Origin of the sequence: Kribbella sp. NPDC056951 (assembly GCF_042674205.1) — a bacterium.
Taxonomy (GTDB): Bacteria; Actinomycetota; Actinomycetes; order Propionibacteriales; family Kribbellaceae; genus Kribbella; species Kribbella yunnanensis.
Genome location: NZ_JBHUQZ010000002.1, coordinates 698,788 through 716,509, shown reverse-complemented (window position 1 = coordinate 716,509; position 17,722 = coordinate 698,788). Strand labels below are relative to the sequence as shown.

Below are 17,722 nucleotides of genomic sequence, written 5' to 3'. Positions count from 1 at the left end.
CTACGGCGGCGTGACGAGTCTCAGCGCCGGTGAGCGGGCGCGACTGTTCGATGGGCTGTCCTCTATCTGCCTCGCGGCGGGGATTGAACCGAGCGATGCCGTGCTGCTTCGGTACACGATGAACGCGGTCTTCCGCCTGGAGCGTGCGGGCGTCGTCGTCCGGATGGCACCGATCACGAATTCTGATGTGGTCGACAGGGTCTCCAAGGTTGCCACGGCCTTCGGGCAGCTCGGATTGCCGACCGCTCGGCTGGCGCCAGGGCTGAGTCAGCCGGTCGCCGAGGGCGGTTGGATCGCCACGGTCTGGACCTTGCTGCCACAGGTTCCGGGGCGTCGGCACCACCCTGCTGATCTTGCTGGGCCGTTGCGGGCGATACACGCGCTACCTGAGATCGACGTCGAGTTGCCGGGCTGGGATCCGCTCGGGCAAATCAGCGGCCTGCTTTTCAAGGCTGCTTCCCTGACGGGGGCGGATCATGACTTCCTGTCGGACTGGGCGACACGAGAGTTCGGATTGAGCATCGGCCAGGTTCTGGAACATCTGTGGGACAAGTGCGGCGAGCTAGCTGTTGATCTCGATGCAGCGGAATGGACGCTGCCGCGCTCCGTGATCCATGGCGATGCACATGCCGGCAACCTGCTCGACGATTCGAATGGGCGAGTCGTCATCGGCGATCTGGACTCGGTATCGATCGGCCCGCCGGAGTGGGATCTGATTCCGGCTGCACACGGTGCTCTGAGATTTGGCGATGATCCCGCGCAGCATCGAGCGTTCGCGCAAGCTTATGGACTTGACGTTTCGACGTGTCCCGCCTGGGACGTGCTGAGGCGCGTCCGTGAACTGCAGTTGGTGACAAGCGTGATTCCGGACCTTCGGGGACGTCCAGGTGTGGCCGCCGAGTTGGCGCGCCGCCTTGCCAGCACCTTGACTGGAGCGGTCGGAGAGAGCTGGAACCGCTACACATAGGCGGTCCATCGCAGGGGTCCACCATGGACCCCTTGAAAGGGGTTCGGCCTAGCCCTCCCTGGTGGGCTCCCGGTAGCCGGCCCGCCGATCGCAAACTCAGACACGTAGCGCAGACAAGGCGTTGCAGTCACGCGATCTGGGGGGAGTGGGTTCGTTGTCTGACGGGTTCTGGATTCTGAGTGTGGTCGCGGTTGTGCTCTACGTGCGAATGCTCGTTGAAATCCGCGACGAGGGCCGGGGGCGGTGATGGACGACCGTCGAGCGGATGTCATCCAGTCTGCGTACCCGTTGGCCCTGGGCTACATGCGGAGGTATCCGCTGATGCGCGTCGACGAGGTTGCGCGGACCCAGGAAGGCCTCGCAAACCACGCCCGACGCAACGGCTTCACCTTGGGAACGGTGCATGTCGAGGACCTTCTGACTGATCCGCAGGCCTTCCTCGAAATGGTTGCTGCGATCAACCTCTTCGACATCCCAGCGGTGGTGATTCCGACGGCTGCGCATCTCGGCAATCCCGTAGTGCCTGAGTCGAAGCGAGCCTATTTCGATCGCGAGACCAAAGCCCGGGTCCTCGTCGCGGACCTGCCGAGGTCCCCTGCCACTTGACCCGGAATATCCGAGGTTCCACAGGCCGGTGGGGCGGGCGTGCTGAGGGGTCTCTCTCCTCAATGTCCCCTGCACTCCGCGTCCGTCCTGCCGCTCCACTGGAAGCCGATGACCAGCCACCTCACTCATTCCTGGTCACCCGCTTCCGCCCCGAAAGCTGCGCCCATCCGGTTTCTGACCGGGTGGGCGCAGCGCGTTGGTTTGCAACGTTTCGCGTGAGTCCTCATTTGCTGGATTTTCTGGGTGGTCGTGCGTTGAGTGGCTATGGCGAAGAGGCGAGAGGTACGGCGGGACTTGTGGGTGAGGGTGGATGCGCCGGAGCGGCCGCCGGTGCTGCATCCGCGGGCGGCTCGTGTTCTGCGGCGGATCGTTGTGCGGCTGGCGAGGTCGCGGCGTGGAGATGAGGAGGAAGCATCGTGAGTGAGGCGGATGAGTGGGCGACGCTGGATGAGTTGTTGGGGATGGAAGCGCTGGCCGCAGCTGCCGGGGCCGGCGCAGGGGTGGGGCGGTTGGCGTTCTATGGGCGGTGTTCGACGGAGGACAACCAGGATCCGGCGACGTCGAAGGCTTGGCAGTTGGGGGAGGCGGCTCGGTTCGTGGAGCCGTTGGGTGGGGAGATCGTGGCGGAGTATTTCGATATTGGGCAGTCGCGGTCGTTGCCTTGGGAGCGGCGGGATGAGGCGAGTCGGATTCTGCGGGCGTTGAAGGATCCGGAGCGTGGGTGGGATGGGTTGGTGGTGGGGGAGGCGACTCGGTGTTGGTTCAGTAATCAGTTCAGCTTGACGTGGCCGAAGTTTGATCGGTTCGGGGTGTCGTTGTGGATTCCGAGTTTGGGTGGGCGGTTCGATCCGGAGAACACGGTGCATGACATGGCGATGACGATTACGGGTGGGTTGTCGAAGTCGGAGCGGCAGCATGTGCAGAAGCGGGTTCGGGCGGCGATGGCTGCGCAGGTGTTGATTGATGGGCGGTTTCAGGGTGGGCGGGCGCCGTACGGGTATCGGGTGGTGGATGGTGGGCCGCATCCGCATCCGAAGAAGGCGGCGGAGGGGCAGCGGTTGCGGGTGATGGTTGTTGATGAGTTCGCGGCGGCCGTCGTACGGCGGATCTTTGAGATGTACCTCGATGGGTGGGGGCGGAAGGCGATCGTCGAGCAGTTGAATCGGGAGGGAGTGCCGTGCCCTTCGGCGCATACCCCTCAACAGAACCGGCATCGGACGATGGATGGCTGGCAGCACTCGACGGTCATCGCGATCTTGGACAATCCGCGGTACACGGGGTATGCCGTTTATGGGCGCTGGCAGAAGGTCGAGGAGTTGCTCGATCCGGACGATGTTGCGGCCGGCTATGTCGTGAGGTTCCGGCGGTCGCCGCACGCGAAGATCGTGCGGTCGAGGGAGCCGGCGCATCCGGCGATCGTCTCTGTGGAGATGTTCACGGAGGCTCAGCTGCGGGCGCGGCAGCGGAAGGCTGAGGGCGTTCGGAAGTGGTCGGCGGTCGAGCGGCGTCGTACCTCGAGCAAGCGGGTGTATGCGTTGCGTGGTCTGGTGCGGTGTGGCATTTGCGCGCGGAAGATGGAAGGGGCAGCGCGGCGGCAGGACGTCCTGTACTACCGGTGCAATGCGCGGACGATGGTGCCGGGCTCGGCGAGCGCGTTGGCCCATCCTCGGCAGATATATCTCCGCGAGGACATCGTGACGCCGGTGTTGAATCGCTGGGTCGGTTCTCTGTTCGATCCGATGCATCGGGCAGACACGATTGAGGCGCTGTTCGTCGCGGACGACGGCGAGCAGCGTCGGAGTGAGTATGTCGAGGACCTTCGCGGGCGTGTCCGTGCGGCGAAGGTCACTATGGATCGGGCCCGGAAAGCGCTTGAGGCCGGGTGGGATCCGGCCGAGTTGCGGGATCAGTACAACGCGGCGGCCGCCGAGAAGCAGGCGGCGGAGCGGGCGCTGTCATCGCTGCCCAACGAAGAGGTCGTTACCCGAAAGCAACTTGAGGATTGGGTAGATGAGCTCGGTGATATCGGGACGGCGCTGAATGCAGCGAATCCGGAGGATCTCGGTCAGTTGTACCGCTCGTTGCGGCTTTCGTTGACGTATCACCACGTCGATCAGAAGGTCGACGTTGAGGTCGACCCGATGGCCGACCGTGTGGTTAAGGTGTGTGTCCGAGGGGGGACTTGAACCCCCACGCCCCGTAAAGGGCACTAGCACCTCAAGCTAGCGCGTCTGCCTATTCCGCCACCCGGACGAGTGGTCTGCGCCTCAGTGGCGCCGACCGGAGAACAGTAGCAAAGAACCTGGGTGGAATTCACATCGGGTGGGTGGGGGTGTGTGATGGGGGTGGTTCAAAGTTCATCGAGAGGGGTTGGGTGCTGTGGGGACTGTTGATGTGGCAGGGATTGAGGCGGAGCGGGAGCGGCTCAGAGCGGAGTACCTGGGGCAGGAGCGGGCGGGGAGTACGGCGCGGGGGCTGCATCATGTGGCGGTGTTGTGTGCGGATGTGGAGACGACCATCCGGTTCTATCAGGGGGTGCTGGGGTTTCCGTTGACGGAGATTGTGGGGAACCGGGACTACGAGGGGTCGAGCCACTTCTTCTTCGATATCGGGAACGGGAACTTGCTGGCGTTCTTCGACTTTCCGGGGTTGGACTTGGGCCAGTACGGCGAGGTGCTGGGTGGGCTGCATCATCTGGCGATCTCGATGGAGGCGGGAGAGTGGGGAGCGGCCAAGCAACGGTTGGACGACGCCAACATCGAGTACTTGGAGGAGAGTGGTACGTCGATCTACTTCCGGGATCCGGATGGGACTCGGGTGGAGCTGATCTCGGATCCGTTGGGGGAGATGTACGGGCTGAGTGTGCTCTGAGGGAGGATGGGTGGCATGACTACGCCGTCGTACCGTGCTGATGCTGAAGTGGTGGAGCTCTGTAGTGAGCTGATCCGGATCGACACCACGAATTACGGCAATGGGAAGAGCAACGGGGAGCGCGTGGCGGCGGAGTATGTCGCGGCGAAGCTGGACGAGGTCGGGATCGAGTCGACGATCTACGAGTCGGAGCCGGGGCGGGCGACGTTGGTGGCGCACTGGGAGGGGGAGGACCAGAGCGCTGATCCGTTGCTGGTGCATGGGCACCTGGATGTGGTGCCGGCGGATCCCAAGGACTGGAAGGTTGATCCGTTCGCCGGGGAGATCTTCGACGGGTGCGTGTGGGGGCGCGGCGCGGTCGATATGAAGGACTTCGACGCGATGGTGCTGTCGGTGGTGCGGGCGCGCCAGCGGGCGGGGGTCAAGCCGCGGCGGCCGGTGCGGCTGGTGTTCACGGCTGATGAGGAGGCCGGCGGCCTGTACGGCGCTCAGTGGCTGATCAACAATCATCCGGAGACGGTCGCTGACTGCACCGAGGGGATTGGTGAGGTCGGCGGGTTTTCGATCACGGTCAAGGACGATCTGCGGCTGTATCTGATCGAGACGGCCGAGAAGGGCATGAACTGGATGCGCCTGAAGGCTCGCGGTACGGCGGGTCACGGGTCGATGGTGAACACGGACAACGCGGTCACCAACCTGGTCGAGGCGGTGACGCGGATCGGTGGGCACGAGTGGCCGTTGCGGATCACGCCGACGGTGCGGGAGTTCCTCAAGACCCTCGAGGACGTTCTGCAAACAGAGCTCGATCCCGAGGACATGACCGAGACGCTGGCCAAGCTGGGCAGTTTCAGCCGGATGTTCGGGGCGACGATCCGGAACACGGCCAACCCGACGATGCTCAACGCCGGTTACAAGGTGAACGTGATCCCGGGTGACGCCGAGGCGCATATCGACGGACGGTTCCTGCCGGGGTACGAGGAGGAGTTCCTGGCGACGATCGACGAGCTGCTCGGTGACAAGGTACGGCGCGAGACGGTGATCGGGGACATCGCGCTGGAGACCGAGTTCAGCGGCGGGCTGGTCGAGGCGATGAAGGAGTGCCTCAAGGCCGAAGACCCGCAGAGCCGTACGGCGCCGCTGCTGATGTCGGGTGGGACCGACGCCAAGTCGTGGAGCCGGCTGGGTGTTCGCTGCTTCGGGTTCGTGCCGCTGCAGTTGCCGCCGGAGCTCGACTTCATGGGGATGTTCCACGGGATCGACGAGCGCGTTCCGACCGCCTCCCTGGAGTTCGGCTCCCGGGTGCTCGACCAGTTCTTCGACAAAGCCTGACTAAGCGAAAGGTACGCCGATGCCCGAGGTACCCCGGTTCCACCTGGCCATGCCCGTCGACGATCTGGATGCGGCGCGGGAGTTCTACGGGAAGGTGCTCGGGCTCGAGCAGGGGCGGAGTTCGGAGAGCTGGATCGACTGGAATCTGCACGGCCACCAGTTCGTGACGCACCTCGCGCCGGAGCGGCCGAAGCGGATCCACAATCCGGTCGACGGGCACGACGTACCGGTGCCGCACTTCGGATTGGTGCTGACCGTCGAGCGGTTCCAGGAGTTGGCCGAGCGGCTTAGAGCAGCTGGTACGGCGTTCGTCATCGAGCCGTATGTGCGGTTCCAGGGGCAGACCGGGGAGCAGTGGACGATGTTCCTGTTCGATCCGGCCGGGAACGCGCTCGAGTTCAAGGCGTTCGCGGACGACTCTCAGGTCTTTGCGACGTAGTTCCGGCGGTGAGGAAGTACTGACCTGCCGCGTACGTCGACATCGTGAGCGCACCCCGGCCGGGGAAGTCGCGGCCGGACATGCGGAGCGCGATGAGCGCGTCCGAGATGAGGAAGAGCAGACCGCCGAGGCCTGAGCGCGGGTTGTGCCAGCGGGACACGATGGCAGTTGCCGTTAGCAACAAGGCGTAGGCCGCGACCGGGATCTTCTGGTTGCCGAGACCGGGGGAGAGGGCCGCGATCAGCGCTGCCCACAAGGCGCCGTACACGGCGAGCACCCGCCAGCTCCGGGTGCCGGGTTTGCTGACGAAGAACGCGAGATAGCAGGCGTGGGCGGCGGCGAAGGCGGCCATGCCGGCTAGTTCGAAGCGGGTTTCCAGGAGCAGATCGCCGGCTGCTGACGCGAGGATTGCGGCTTGCAGCAGTGGATGTGCCTGCTGGCTGCGGGTCCAGGAGAGCAGCAAGGGCATCAGTGCCACCTTGCTGCTCTGCCGGAGAACCTTGACGTCGGCAGCGACGGCGACGGCTTGAATCACCGCTGCACTCCAGTACGCCGTCAACCGCCGCCGGTCAGTCGCCAACCGCCCGAGGTTCATGCCGCCGAGTCTGCCGCAGAAACAGTCGCCCCGGGCGGTTGTTCACGACAAGTTCACGGGCACGGGCGGATGACGCTGTAGTTGAGGCCGTTCCAGGTGTACTGGCCGTGCCATGCAGCAGGCGTGCGATCCGGGCCGCCCGGCTGGTCGAGGTGCAGGACAGCCACCGTCCCGCCGGTCTGGTTGTTCACGTAGGACCAGAAGTCGTCGTAGAAGACGTAGTCGCGGCAGTGGTAGAAGTCGGTGCGGTTGCCGGTGTACCCGGAGCCGGTGTAGACGCAGAAATTGCCGTAGGCGCAGGTCGACGGGTCGCCGGCCTGGACGCCCATCGACGAGCTGAGAGCACGCGCCCGGCGCTGGTTCGGGTACTGGATGGTGGTGACGGCGTCGCCGCCGGCCCAGCGGACCTGGTTCGCGGCGACCTGCTTGCCGCCGCGCTTGGCGAGCTCGGCGTTGACCGCACGCTGCAGTTCCTGCTGCTCGTCGGCCGAGAGCCCGGCGGTCCGGACCTCTGCCGCGAACCGGGCCGGCGTCGTATCGGGGCCTTGGGCAACGGCCGAGGCGGAACTCAGAGGCAGTACGGCGACAAGGGCTGCGGCTGTTGCCACAACACGCGTTGTGATCGACATCATGACCTTTCAGATGGGGGGCTGATCTTCAGGCCCCCGCACCTTAACCGCGGAGAGGTTCATGCCTAAGGCAACAAGTTCAGCGTGTTGCGGATGCGCGGTAGTTGGCTCATCAGGGGCTTCGGTGGCGTCGGCGTGGTGACGACCGAGAGGGTGAGTCGGTAGCGGAAAGGGGCCGGGATCAACCGTTCGCCGGGGAGTAGTTCGGTGGCGAGGGCGCTGCGCGGGACCACGGCCAGGTGGGAGCGGCGGCGGGCCATGGCGACCGTCGTACCGAGGGTGACGCCGCGGCGGGCGGTGGCGCCTAGCGCGACGAGGCGGGCCTGGATCTCTTCACTGCCTCGGTCGTACGTCGAGAACGGGACGAGCCGGTCCTTGAGTGGTTGCTTGCCTCGGCCAGGGAGCGGTACGCCGTTCGGGACGAACAGGACCAGGTCGTCGCGGCCGATCCGGCGGGCGATGGTGCCTCGGGGGAGCGTCATCTGCGTGGCGATCGCGATGTAGGCGGCGTCCATGGTGCCTTCGGCGACTCGTTCGACCAGGAACTGGCCGTGGTCGACCTGCTGCACGATCTCGGTGTCGGGGAGGTCGGCGTCGAGGACTGGGAAGAGGATCGGTGCCAGGCTGGCGAAGGTGCCGATCACGAGCCGACGGCCGGACGCTGCGGCGCGGGTGGCGTCGTACACCTCCTCGAGGTGGCCGAGGATGTGGTCGGCCCGGCGGGCGAGCTCGGCGCCGGCCGCGGTGGGGCGGGCGCCGCGGGTGTCGCGCTCGAACAACTTTGCGCCGCAGAGCCGTTCCAGCCGGGCCAGGCGTTGCGAGGCGGACGGCTGCGAGATGCGGAGCTCGCGGGCCGCCGTACCGACTGCGCCTGTCCGGGCGATGGCCTGGACCAGGCGCAGATCCTCGACCGCGGGTAATGAGGTCATAGGCCCAGGCTATGATACGGAGGCAAGCCGTGCTGCCTACCTGGAAAGGCTGAAACCCCAAAGAATCAAGGCTATGAGAGCACGGGGCGAGGCGTTGGTGCTGCTGGCCGGTGGCGGCTTGGCCGACTTCGCCTATCGGTTCACGCAGGTTGCGTTGCCGTTGGTGATCCTGCACGAGACGGGGTCGGTGGCGGCGACCGGATTGGTGGGTGGCGCGGCCGGCGTACCGGTGTTGTTGTCGCCGTGGTGGGCACGCCGCGCGAGGCAGTGGGTCGATTCGGGACCGCGGCTGGCGGTGATCGCCACGGTGTCGGCGATCGCGTTGGCGATGGTGCCAGGAGCGGCGGCGCTGGGCCTGTTGTCGCCGTGGTTGCTGGTGGTGAGCGGGTTGCTGCTGGGGTGCGGCGATGCGCTGGGATCGCCAGGCCGTACGGCGTTGCTCGCCGACATCGGTGATCGCTGGGGTGCGGGGAAGGCGGTCTCGCTCCTGACCTGGCAGGACGGCGTACGGCGGGTGGGCATGGTCGTGGGACCAGTACTGGGTGCGCTAGCGGTCGCTGCCGGAGTCACCAACGGACTGCTGTGGATCGAGGCAGGCGCGGTCCTCGCGGCCGGTTTGGCCGGCCTAGGCATTCGTGGCGAGTGCCGAACCGAAAGCACAGAGGCACCGTCGATCCGTGCCGGCCTGATCGGGCGGCGAGAGGTCGGGCTGGGCTGGGTGATTCGGGGGACCGGATGCGTGACGTGGTTCGCGTTCACGCTCGGCCTGTCCGTGATCGGCGCCGAACGTGGACAGCCAGGGGTCTACCTGGCCGCCGGGATGAGTGGGTACGGCGTCGGTGCCGTCGCAGGCACCCTGGTCGCACTACGCGTCGTACGGCGGATCGCGCCGATGCCATTGGCGAGTGCTGCCTGGGCCACCGTGGGACTGTGCTGGGTCGGGATGGGCGTCTGGACCAGCCCACCGATGATCGCCGGGCTGGCCGCGATCGGCGGCGTGGCGGTCGTGTGGGGGATTTCGGCGATCTCGGCCGTGATCACGCGGTCATCGGCCGGTGCTGACCGTCGGGCGCTGTTGTCGGGGCAGGCGGTGGTCGTGAACGCGAGCAGTTCGGCCGGCCTGCTCATGGGCGGGCCGATCATCGCGGCAGTCGGCGCGGAGAACACGCTGGTCGGTGCCGGCCTGCTGACGACGTTGATCGCGGGGTTGGTGGGTTACAGCGTAAGAATGCCGAAGCCGGGGCGGTCGGGGAGGGTGAGCAGGCCGTCGGCGAGGGTGTAGCCGTTGTCGACGGTGCCCAGGGTGTCGCCGGGGACGCCTTCGATGAGGTCGATGTTGCCCAGACCGGCGGCCAGGTGGGCGGCGTACAGGGTCTTCAAGGGCAGACCCCAGGCGTGCGGGGAGGCCTTCATCGGCAGGCCGGGCATGGTTCGGCGCCAGGCGGTGAGGCCGTGGCCGATGACGTCCATCAGGGCGACGTCGATCAGGCCGGCCGCGCCGAAGCGGACGATCCGGTCGACGTCCGGCTCGAACTCGCCGTCCGCGATCCGGGCCGGTACGGCGGGATGGTCGCGGAGGAACTCGAGGTCTTCCCAGCGTTCCGCGAACGGCTCTTCGAGCCAGTAGAGGTTGCAGTCGGCAACGGCTTCGAGGTAGCTGACCAGGGTGTTGATCGAGTAGCCGTCGTTCGCGTCGACCAGGATCTCGGCGTCGGGGTACAGCGAGCGGGCGAGCCGGGTGACCTCGATGTCGCGCTGCAAGCCTTCCGAAGGTGGCATCCAGCGGTAGCCGCGGCCGATCTTCAGCTTGAAGTCACGGAAGCCGGAAGCGTGATCCTGCGCCAGATTCTGAGCGATCACCGGCAGCCCGTCGTCCAGATCGTCGAAGTAGATCCCGCCGCTGTAGCAGCGCACCTGCGGCGATCCTGCGGCGCCGAGCATCACGTGCACCGGTACGTCGAGGATCCGCGCCGCGAGGTCGTGCAGCGGATAGTCGAGGAACAACGCAGCCGAGTCAGTGACCCCGATAGCGGGGTCGATCAGCTCAAAAAGGTTGCGCCCGATCAGCGTGCCCGGGTCGCCGGGGCCGAGCGGCAGTCCCCAACCGGTCGCGCCGCGCGACGTCGTGACCATGTACGCCGTCTCGGTCGGACCGGTCCCGTGGTGACCGCGGAACGCGTTCCGGCCGACCGGCCGCGGGTACCGCGCGCCGATCTCGACCGGGCTGATCGAGCTGATCACGTGCTGGGAGAGCGTCATCGGAAGACCTCCGGATGCCAGGTTATTGGGATGTCGGGCGCCCTGTGGCGATGTCACACTGCGGAGCATGTCCGAGATCGTCATCACCACACTTGCCGAGCGCCCCGATGTCGCCGAATACCTGGGCAACAACTGGAAGGTATGGCCGAGGTTCATGCTGGAAGACCTGGTCGCCGCCGCGTTGATCGGCCAGGTGACGCAGAATTTCGCGGACCAGTGCCTGGTCGCGACGCAGGACGGTGAACTGGTCGCGCACGCCCGCAGCATCCCGTTCGCCTTCGGCAGCGACGACCGGACCGAACTGCCGTCGCGTGGGTGGGACCAGGTCTTGCAGTGGGGGATCGAGGACCACCGCCGAGGCCGCGAGGCCAACGTGTCGAGTGCGCTCGAGATCATGATCAAGCCGACCCACCTCGGTGGCGGACTGTCGTACAAGATGCTCGGGGCGATGCGCGACGCGGTGAAGGCCAAGGGGCACACGGCGCTCTATGCGCCGGTTCGCCCGAACGGCAAGACCGACGCCCACCTCCCGATGAGCCAGTACGCCGCGATGACGCGCGACGACGGTTTGCCCGTCGATCCGTGGTTGCGCGTCCACGTTCGTGCCGGCGGGACGATCATCAAGGTGGCGCCGACCTCGATGGTTGTCGCTGCGTCGCTCGCCGAGTGGCGGGAGTGGACCGGCCTGCCGTTCGACAGCACCGGCGACGTCGTCGTACCGGGCGCGCTGGTGCCGGTCGTGGCTGACGTGGACCACGACCGGGCGATCTACGTCGAGCCGAACGTCTGGGTCCGTCACGACGTCTGAATACCCCAACTAGTCGGGGTAGTTCCCGGACACGCGCCCGGAGACGATCGGGCCATGAGTACAGCAGAGAGCAACAAAGGCGTCGTGAAGGACTTCATCGACGGCCTGTTCAGCCAAGGAGATCTCGGCGCCGTGGACACGTACCTGGCCGAGGACTTCGTCAACAACGACCCGCCGTTCGGGGTCACCCCGGACCGTGAAGGGATGCGAGCCGCCGGCGGAATGATGCGGGCGGCGTTCCCGGACTGGCACAGCGACCTGCACGCGTTGATTGCCGAGGGCGACCTCGTGGTCGAGCGATTCACAGCGTCCGGTACGCACCGCGGCGAGGTGATGGGCGTCGCCCCGACCGGAGCGGTGGTCAGTCTGCCCGGGATCAACATCTGGCGGCTCCGCGACGGCCGAATCGTCGAGCGCTGGGGCCGGCTCGACGAACTCGGTTTCACCCGCCAGCTGGGCGCCGTACCGGCGTAGCATCACAGCCATGGGGGCGGCGGATCGCCTGGAGGTACTGATCCAGCGCTGTTACGCAGGGCTGGACGCCGATGAGCTGCGCGCCGAGGCCCTGACGAGGCTCCGCGGTCTGCTGACGATCGACGCGGCGTTCTTCGCGACCCTCGACCCGGCGACCGTGCTGTTCACGTCGGTGACCGTCGACGAGCCGCTCGGGACGGTGACCGAGCAGTTCCTCGCGAACGAATTCGGCCAGGCCGACGTCAACAAGTTCGCCATGCTCGCCGCTGCGCCGGACGCGGTGAGCTCGCTCGGAGTCGCGACGAAGGGCGACTGGGCGAGCAGCGCCCGGTACGTCGACGTGATGCGCCCGCTCGGTCTCGGCGACGAACTCCGTGCGGTCCTCCGGTCGGGTGGGCGCGCGTGGGGCGCGCTCTGCCTGCATCGGGAGAATGCCGAGGCGGGCTTCTCGCCGCACGAGATCCAGCTGGTACGGCGGCTTGCGCCTCATCTGGCGGAGGGGCTGCGGCGTGGTCTGCGCGTCGGCGCGGTTGACCAGGCCGACGTCGGGCCGGGAGTCGTCGTCCTGGATGCGGAGCTCCAGGTGGAGTCGATCAGTGCCGAGGCCGAGCACTGGATGCGAGAGCTCGATCCGGAGCGTCACGCCGAGCTACCGGTTCCGGTCCGGGCGGTTGCCGCGCAGCTGATGCGGACCTCGGCAGCGCCGGTGCTGAAGGTGCGAACGAAGTCGGGCCGCTGGCTCGCCATTCACGCGTCGGTGCTCCGAGGTCCTGAGGGTGATGGCGGGTGGCGGACGGCCGTGGTGCTCGAGGCGGTGCTGCCGACGCAGCTGGGTTCCTTGATGCTCGACCTGTACGGGTTGACGCCGGCTCAGCAGCGGGTGACGGAGTTGGTGCTGCAGGGGCTGTCGACGCGGCAGATCGTGGAGCGGTTGTGCCTGTCGCCGCACACCGTGCAGGAGCATGTCCGGGCGGCGTACGACAAAGTCGGCGTGGGTAGTCGCCGAGAGTTGGTGACGGCGTTGCTCCGCGGGTCCCCTTAGAACGTGCGCAGCACCTTGATGACGCGGCGGCGGAGCCACACTCTGCGAGTGCCGTCCGGGTAACGGCGGAGGCGGGCCAGTTCCCAGCCGCCGTACTCGGCGTGCTCGGTGAGCAACCGGCGGACCGCCCCCCGCGTCTCGGTCCTGGACACCTCGAACTGCTGCAATTCATATTCAGCCATTCAGCCTCCTACTTCACGACACGTCCTCCAGCGCCGCCACGATGGCCGGCGGCAGCGTCAGCTCCTCCACACCCAGCACCGACTTCAGCTGCATCGCCGTCCGGGCGCCGACGATGGCTGCCGACACGCCGGGCCGGTCCCGCACCCAGGTGAGCGCGACCTCGAGCGGACTCCAGCCGAGTCCGTCCGCGGCGCGTGCCACCGCTTCAACGATGCCCGAACCGCGGCCGTCCAGGTAGGGGTCGACGAATCTGGACAAATGCTGAGACGCCGCCCGGGAGTCCGCGGGGATGCCCGTGCGGTACTTCCCAGTCAACACACCCCGGCCAAGCGGCGACCACGCCAGCAGGCCGATACCGAGCCCGCCGGCCGCCCGGATCGCGTCTGCCTCGGCGTCGCGGGCGAGGAGTGAGTACTCCACCTGGTTCGACACCGGTACGGCGCGCCCGGGCCAGGCCTGCTGCCAGGTGACTGCTCGCGCGGACTTCCACCCGGCGTAGTTCGAGACGCCGACATACCGCACCTTGCCGGAGTTGACCGCGTAGTCGAGCGCGGACAGGGTCTCCTCGAGCGGTACGTCGTCGGACCAGGTGTGCAGCTGCCACAGGTCGATGTAGTCGACGTTCAGCCGACGCAACGAGGCGTCCAGGTCACGCAGCAGCGAACCGCGTGAGGTATCGGTGATCCGCTCGCCGCGGCGGACACTGAAACCGGCTTTTGTGGCGATCACCACATCGTCGCGCTCGACCACGTCGCCGAGCAGTGTGCCGATCAGTCGCTCGCTGTCACCGTCGCCGTACGCCGCGGCGGTGTCGATCAGGGTGCCACCGGCGGCCACGAAGGCGGCGAGCTGCTCGCGCGCCTCGTGCTCGTCGGTGTCACGGCCCCAGGACATGGTGCCCAGGCCGAGCCGACTCACCGCCAGTCCACTGTGACCGAGATAGCGCTGCTGCATAACCTGAGCCTATTGCGGCCTACCGACAACGGCTGGATAGGCTCGCCAGTCATGCGACTCGGACTGAACATCGGCTTCGTCTTCGGCGAAGAGCATCTCGACCATCTGAAGCTCGTCAAAGAGGCGGAATCACTCGGTTTCTCGGTCACCTGGGCCGCGGAGGCGTACGGCTCGGACGCGGCCACGCTGCTGACCTGGATCGCCGCCCAGACGACGACGATCGACGTCGGCGCGGCGGTCTTCCAGATCCCGGCCCGTACGCCGGCGATGACCGCGATGACCGCGGCCACCCTGGACCGGCTGTCCGGCGGCCGGTTCCGGCTCGGTCTCGGCGTGTCCGGGCCGCAGGTGTCCGAGGGGTGGCACGGAGTCCGGTTCGACAAGCCGCTGGCCCGCACCCGCGAGTACGTTGCCATCGTCAACGCCGCGATGCGGCGCGAGACGGTGGAGTTCCACGGTGAGCACTTCACGCTGCCGCTGCCCGACGGACCGGGTAAGGCGCTGAAGCTGTCCAGCCGCCCGCTCCGCGACCACGTGCCGGTCTACCTGGCCGCGGTCGGCCCGAAGAACCTCGAGCTGGCCGGCGAGATCGCCGACGGCTGGCTCGGGATCCTCAACGACCCCGCCTATCTGGGAGAGCAGTTGAAACACATCGCGACGGGTCGGCAAACCCGTCAGCTGGGGCTAGACGGTTTCGATGTCGTGGCTTCGGTTCCGCTGATGACCGGTGACGATCTGGACGCTGCCGCGGACCCGATTCGTGGGTACGCCGCCTTGTACATCGGTGGCATGGGCAGTCGCGAGAAGAACTTCTACAACGCCCTCGCGGTTCGGATGGGCTATGCCGACGAGGCCAAGCAGATCCAGGACCTGTACCTGGCCAAGCAGCACCGGGACGCGATGGCCGCCGTACCGCAGGGTTTCATCGACGGGATCTCGCTGCTCGGCGGCAAGGAGCGGATGGCCGAGAAACTGACCGCCTACGCCGAGGCCGGTACGACGACGGTCGCGGTGACGCCGTTCGCGCCGACCGTGGATCAGCGGATCGCCGATCTCCGCCTGCTCGCCGAGGCGCTCGAACTCTCCGGGGTCGGTGCCTGAGTTGACGATCTGGGACTCGATCATCCTCGGCATCGTCGAGGGGCTCACCGAATTCCTGCCGGTCTCCAGTACCGGCCACCTGACCATCGCGTCGAAGGCCCTCGGGCTGCCGATCGACGACGCGAGCGTGACCGCGTTCACCGCGGTGATCCAGTTCGGCGCGATCGCGGCCGTCGTGGTCTACATGTGGAAAGACATCTCCCGGTACGCCGTGGCGTGGTTCCGCGGGCTCACGAAGCCGGAGTACCGGGGTGAGTTCGACCACCGGATGGGCTGGTACGTGATCATCGGCTCGCTGCCGATCTGCATCGTCGGTTTTCTGGCCAGGGACATCATCTCGGGGCCGCTGCGCAGCATGTGGTGGGTCGCGGGCTCGCTGATCGGCTGGTCGTTCGTGATGGTCGCTGCGGAACGGCTCGGCTCGAAGAAGCGCCCGCTGGAGAAGATCACGCTGATCGACGCGATCGTGATGGGCCTGCTGCAGTGTCTGGCGCTGATCCCGGGGGTTTCGCGCTCCGGCGCGACCATCTCGGCCGGTCTGTTCCGCGGCCTCGACCGGGTCGCGTCGACCCGGGTCGCCTTCCTGCTCGGCATCCCGGCCCTGGTCGGTGCCGCGGTCTTCGAGTTGCCGCACGCGATGGGTGGCCACGTCGGCGCCGTACCGCTGTTGGTCGGCACTGTGGTCAGCTTCATCGTCGCCTACGCGTCAGTGGCCTGGCTGATCCGGTTCGTGGCCAAGCACACGACCGAGGTCTTCGCGTTCTACCGGGTGCTGGTCGGCATCGTCATCCTGATCCTGCTCGCCACCAGCACGATCACTGCGACCTAGAGCCAGCCGACCTTGCGGAACAGGCCGTACATCGTGCTGCAGACTCCGCCCATCACCAGCAGTACGGCGTAGTACCCGAAGTGCCAGCGCAGTTCGGGCATGTTGTCGAAGTTCATGCCGTAGATGCCGGCCAGCATGGTCGGCACTGCGGCGATCATGACCCAGGCCGAGATCTTGCGCATGTCGTCGTTCTGCTGGACCGAGACGCGGGCGAGGTGGGCGTTCAGCGCCGAGCTGAGCAGGGTGTCGAGGGCGTCGGTCTGCTCCGACACTCGGCTGACGTGGTCGGCCACGTCACGGAAGAAGGCCGCCGCGTTCTGGCTGATGCCGGGAGCGCCATGCGCGAAGGCTTCCATCGGTTCGCGCAGCGGGACAATCGCCCTGCGCATCTCCAGGACCTCGCGCTTGAGCTTGTAGATCCGCTCGGCGTCGCTGGTCCGCTCCGGCGAGAAGACCGAGGACTCGACCTCGTCGATGTCGATCTCGACCTGCTCGGCGACCTCCTCGTAGCCGTCCACGACCGAGTCGCAGACCGCCCACAACACCGCTCCGGGACCGTGACCGAGCATCGAGGCCCGGTCCTCGAGCGCCTGCCGGGTCGTGGCCAGCTCGGCGCCGTCTCCGTGCCGCACGGTCACGACGTACCGGGGTCCCACGAAGACGCTGACCTGGCCGGTCTCCACCTGATCGCCCTCGTCGACGTACCAGAGGGTGCGCAGTACGACGACCAGCGCGTCGCCGTACCGCTCGACCTTGGGGCGCTCATGGGCCTTCAGGGCGTCCTCGACGGCGAGCTCGTGCAGGTCGAAGAGGGCCTGGACGCGGCGCATCTCGGCATCGGACGGATCGTGCAGGCCGACCCAGCCGAAGGTGCCGGTGTCCTGGTCGATGGTCCGGGCAACGGTCTCGGGTTCCTTCGGCAGATCGAGCCGCTCGCCCCCGGCGTACACCCCGCAATCGACGATCACCGGTCCATCATGGCACTGCAACTTGCCAGGACCGGATACCGTGCAGGCTATGCCCACGGTGATTCTGGTCCGGCACGGCCGCAGCAGCTCGAACACATCCGGCACGCTGGCCGGGCGGACGCCGGGTGTGAAGCTCGACGAGACCGGGGTTCAGCAGGCCGAGGCCGTCGCCCAGCGGCTCGCCGGGCTGCCACTGGCCGCGATCATCACCTCACCGTTGGAGCGCTGCCGGCAGACCGCGAGCGCGATCGCCAAACACCACCCCGGGCTGCGGCCGGCGACCGACCGCCGGCTGACCGAGTGCGGGTACGGCGATTGGACCGGCGAGAAGATCTCGACCCTGGCCAAGGACCCGCTGTGGGCGGTCGTGCAGGCGCATCCGTCGGCCGTGACCTTCCCGAACGGCGAATCGATGCGGGCCATGCAGCAGCGCGGGGTGGACGCGATCCGCGCGCACAACGCGGCACTGCCTGATGACGCGATCTGGGTGGCGGTCTCGCACGGTGACGTGATCAAGGCGATCGTTGCCGATGCGCTCGGTCAGCACCTGGACACGTTCCAGCGGATCGTCGTCGATACCGCCTCCACCACGATCATCACCTACACCGCGACCCGCCCGTTCCTGGTCCGCCTGAACGACACCGGCAGCGAGCTGGCGTCGCTGATTCCGAAGCCGCCGGCGAAGGGGAAAGCGACCAAAAAGCAGTCCTCGGACGCCGTCGTAGGTGGACGGTAATAG

General features: G+C 67.1%; 20 protein-coding genes and 1 tRNA gene. 13 read left to right on the top strand and 8 right to left on the bottom strand.

What is annotated here, in order from left to right; all coding sequences use genetic code 11:
- Positions 1 to 10: 10 nt before the first annotated feature.
- From ACFTSF_RS10960 to ACFTSF_RS10950, 3 genes are all read left to right on the top strand, one after another.
- The gene (locus ACFTSF_RS10960) at positions 11 to 967 is read left to right on the top strand and encodes a phosphotransferase family protein (RefSeq protein ID WP_380153645.1); all 957 of its coding nucleotides are present in this window, start codon (positions 11 to 13) and stop codon (positions 965 to 967) included.
- 321 nt (positions 968 to 1,288) lie between these two features.
- The gene (locus tag ACFTSF_RS10955) at positions 1,289 to 1,573 is read left to right on the top strand and encodes a hypothetical protein (RefSeq protein ID WP_380153644.1); all 285 of its coding nucleotides are present in this window, start codon (positions 1,289 to 1,291) and stop codon (positions 1,571 to 1,573) included.
- Between the two features lie 416 nt (positions 1,574 to 1,989).
- Positions 1,990 to 3,759 (top strand): recombinase family protein, encoded by a 1,770-nt coding sequence (locus ACFTSF_RS10950; RefSeq protein ID WP_380153643.1) that lies wholly within the window; start codon positions 1,990 to 1,992, stop codon positions 3,757 to 3,759.
- Here ACFTSF_RS10950 and ACFTSF_RS10945 read toward each other — a convergent pair.
- Positions 3,741 to 3,826 (bottom strand) — tRNA-Leu (locus ACFTSF_RS10945). The genes ACFTSF_RS10950 and ACFTSF_RS10945 overlap by 19 nt on opposite strands.
- Before the next feature lie 141 nt (positions 3,827 to 3,967).
- Between ACFTSF_RS10945 and ACFTSF_RS10940 the strand changes: the two genes are divergently transcribed.
- The 3 genes from ACFTSF_RS10940 to ACFTSF_RS10930 are packed head-to-tail and all read left to right on the top strand — an operon-like array spanning position 3,968 to position 6,212.
- A complete protein-coding gene (locus ACFTSF_RS10940; protein WP_380153642.1) occupies positions 3,968 to 4,444 on the top strand; it encodes a VOC family protein in 477 nt (158 codons plus the stop codon).
- A gap of 6 nt (positions 4,445 to 4,450) precedes the next feature.
- A complete protein-coding gene (locus ACFTSF_RS10935; RefSeq protein ID WP_380153641.1) occupies positions 4,451 to 5,773 on the top strand; it encodes a M20/M25/M40 family metallo-hydrolase in 1,323 nt (440 codons plus the stop codon).
- Between the two features lie 19 nt (positions 5,774 to 5,792).
- Entirely contained in the window at positions 5,793 to 6,212 is a 420-nt protein-coding gene (locus ACFTSF_RS10930) for a VOC family protein (protein ID WP_380153640.1), read from the top strand.
- Here the strand turns inward: ACFTSF_RS10930 and ACFTSF_RS10925 are convergent.
- The 3 genes from ACFTSF_RS10925 to ACFTSF_RS10915 all read right to left on the bottom strand — a co-directional run bounded on the left by ACFTSF_RS10925 (position 6,172) and on the right by ACFTSF_RS10915 (position 8,365).
- Positions 6,172 to 6,807 (bottom strand): lysoplasmalogenase family protein, encoded by a 636-nt coding sequence (locus ACFTSF_RS10925; RefSeq protein ID WP_380153639.1) that lies wholly within the window; start codon positions 6,805 to 6,807, stop codon positions 6,172 to 6,174. The two genes, ACFTSF_RS10930 and ACFTSF_RS10925, sit on opposite strands and share 41 nt — an antisense overlap.
- A 53-nt stretch (positions 6,808 to 6,860) precedes the next feature.
- Entirely contained in the window at positions 6,861 to 7,439 is a 579-nt protein-coding gene (locus ACFTSF_RS10920) for a hypothetical protein (RefSeq protein ID WP_380153638.1), read from the bottom strand.
- 62 nt (positions 7,440 to 7,501) lie between these two features.
- Entirely contained in the window at positions 7,502 to 8,365 is an 864-nt protein-coding gene (locus ACFTSF_RS10915; protein WP_380153637.1) for a LysR family transcriptional regulator, read from the bottom strand.
- A gap of 73 nt (positions 8,366 to 8,438) precedes the next feature.
- On the opposite strand from ACFTSF_RS10915, the gene ACFTSF_RS10910 reads away from it, so the two are divergent.
- Complete coding sequence (locus ACFTSF_RS10910; protein WP_380153636.1) at positions 8,439 to 9,647, top strand: MFS transporter; 1,209 nt, start codon at positions 8,439 to 8,441, stop codon at positions 9,645 to 9,647.
- Here the strand turns inward: ACFTSF_RS10910 and ACFTSF_RS10905 are convergent.
- Complete coding sequence (locus tag ACFTSF_RS10905) at positions 9,581 to 10,624, bottom strand: enolase C-terminal domain-like protein (protein ID WP_380153635.1); 1,044 nt, start codon at positions 10,622 to 10,624, stop codon at positions 9,581 to 9,583. The two genes, ACFTSF_RS10910 and ACFTSF_RS10905, sit on opposite strands and share 67 nt — an antisense overlap.
- 67 nt (positions 10,625 to 10,691) lie before the next feature.
- Here ACFTSF_RS10905 and ACFTSF_RS10900 point away from each other — a divergent pair, with 67 nt between their 5' ends.
- Genes ACFTSF_RS10900 through ACFTSF_RS10890 form a run of 3 tightly spaced genes read left to right on the top strand, consistent with a single transcriptional unit; the run spans position 10,692 to position 12,948 of the window.
- Positions 10,692 to 11,432, top strand: coding sequence for an N-acetyltransferase (locus tag ACFTSF_RS10900; protein ID WP_380153634.1), 741 nt, complete (start codon positions 10,692 to 10,694; stop codon positions 11,430 to 11,432).
- A gap of 54 nt (positions 11,433 to 11,486) precedes the next feature.
- A complete protein-coding gene (locus ACFTSF_RS10895; protein ID WP_380153633.1) occupies positions 11,487 to 11,906 on the top strand; it encodes an ester cyclase in 420 nt (139 codons plus the stop codon).
- 10 nt (positions 11,907 to 11,916) lie between these two features.
- Positions 11,917 to 12,948 carry a LuxR C-terminal-related transcriptional regulator gene (locus tag ACFTSF_RS10890; RefSeq protein WP_380153632.1) on the top strand — a complete coding sequence of 344 codons (1,032 nt, stop codon included), beginning with the start codon at positions 11,917 to 11,919 and terminating at the stop codon, positions 12,946 to 12,948.
- On the opposite strand, the gene ACFTSF_RS10885 is transcribed toward ACFTSF_RS10890, so the two are convergent.
- Both ACFTSF_RS10885 and ACFTSF_RS10880 read right to left on the bottom strand, forming a co-directional pair.
- On the bottom strand, positions 12,945 to 13,130 hold the full coding sequence (locus tag ACFTSF_RS10885) for a DUF5703 family protein (RefSeq protein WP_132169922.1): 186 nt from the start codon (positions 13,128 to 13,130) through the stop codon (positions 12,945 to 12,947). The two genes, ACFTSF_RS10890 and ACFTSF_RS10885, sit on opposite strands and share 4 nt — an antisense overlap.
- A 13-nt stretch (positions 13,131 to 13,143) precedes the next feature.
- On the bottom strand, positions 13,144 to 14,085 hold the full coding sequence (locus ACFTSF_RS10880) for an aldo/keto reductase (protein ID WP_344165027.1): 942 nt from the start codon (positions 14,083 to 14,085) through the stop codon (positions 13,144 to 13,146).
- A gap of 51 nt (positions 14,086 to 14,136) precedes the next feature.
- Here ACFTSF_RS10880 and ACFTSF_RS10875 point away from each other — a divergent pair, with 51 nt between their 5' ends.
- On the top strand, positions 14,137 to 15,186 hold the full coding sequence (locus ACFTSF_RS10875) for an LLM class F420-dependent oxidoreductase (protein WP_380153631.1): 1,050 nt from the start codon (positions 14,137 to 14,139) through the stop codon (positions 15,184 to 15,186).
- A gap of 1 nt (position 15,187) precedes the next feature.
- Positions 15,188 to 16,015 (top strand): undecaprenyl-diphosphate phosphatase, encoded by an 828-nt coding sequence (locus tag ACFTSF_RS10870; RefSeq protein ID WP_380153982.1) that lies wholly within the window; start codon positions 15,188 to 15,190, stop codon positions 16,013 to 16,015.
- Here the strand turns inward: ACFTSF_RS10870 and corA are convergent.
- Positions 16,012 to 16,983, bottom strand: a complete 972-nt coding sequence (corA, locus tag ACFTSF_RS10865) for a magnesium/cobalt transporter CorA (RefSeq protein ID WP_344165033.1) — start codon at positions 16,981 to 16,983, stop codon at positions 16,012 to 16,014. The two genes, ACFTSF_RS10870 and corA, sit on opposite strands and share 4 nt — an antisense overlap.
- Positions 16,984 to 17,032: 49 nt before the next feature.
- On the opposite strand from corA, the gene ACFTSF_RS10860 reads away from it, so the two are divergent.
- Positions 17,033 to 17,719, top strand: a complete 687-nt coding sequence (locus ACFTSF_RS10860) for a histidine phosphatase family protein (protein WP_344165036.1) — start codon at positions 17,033 to 17,035, stop codon at positions 17,717 to 17,719.
- Positions 17,720 to 17,722: the final 3 nt, after the last annotated feature.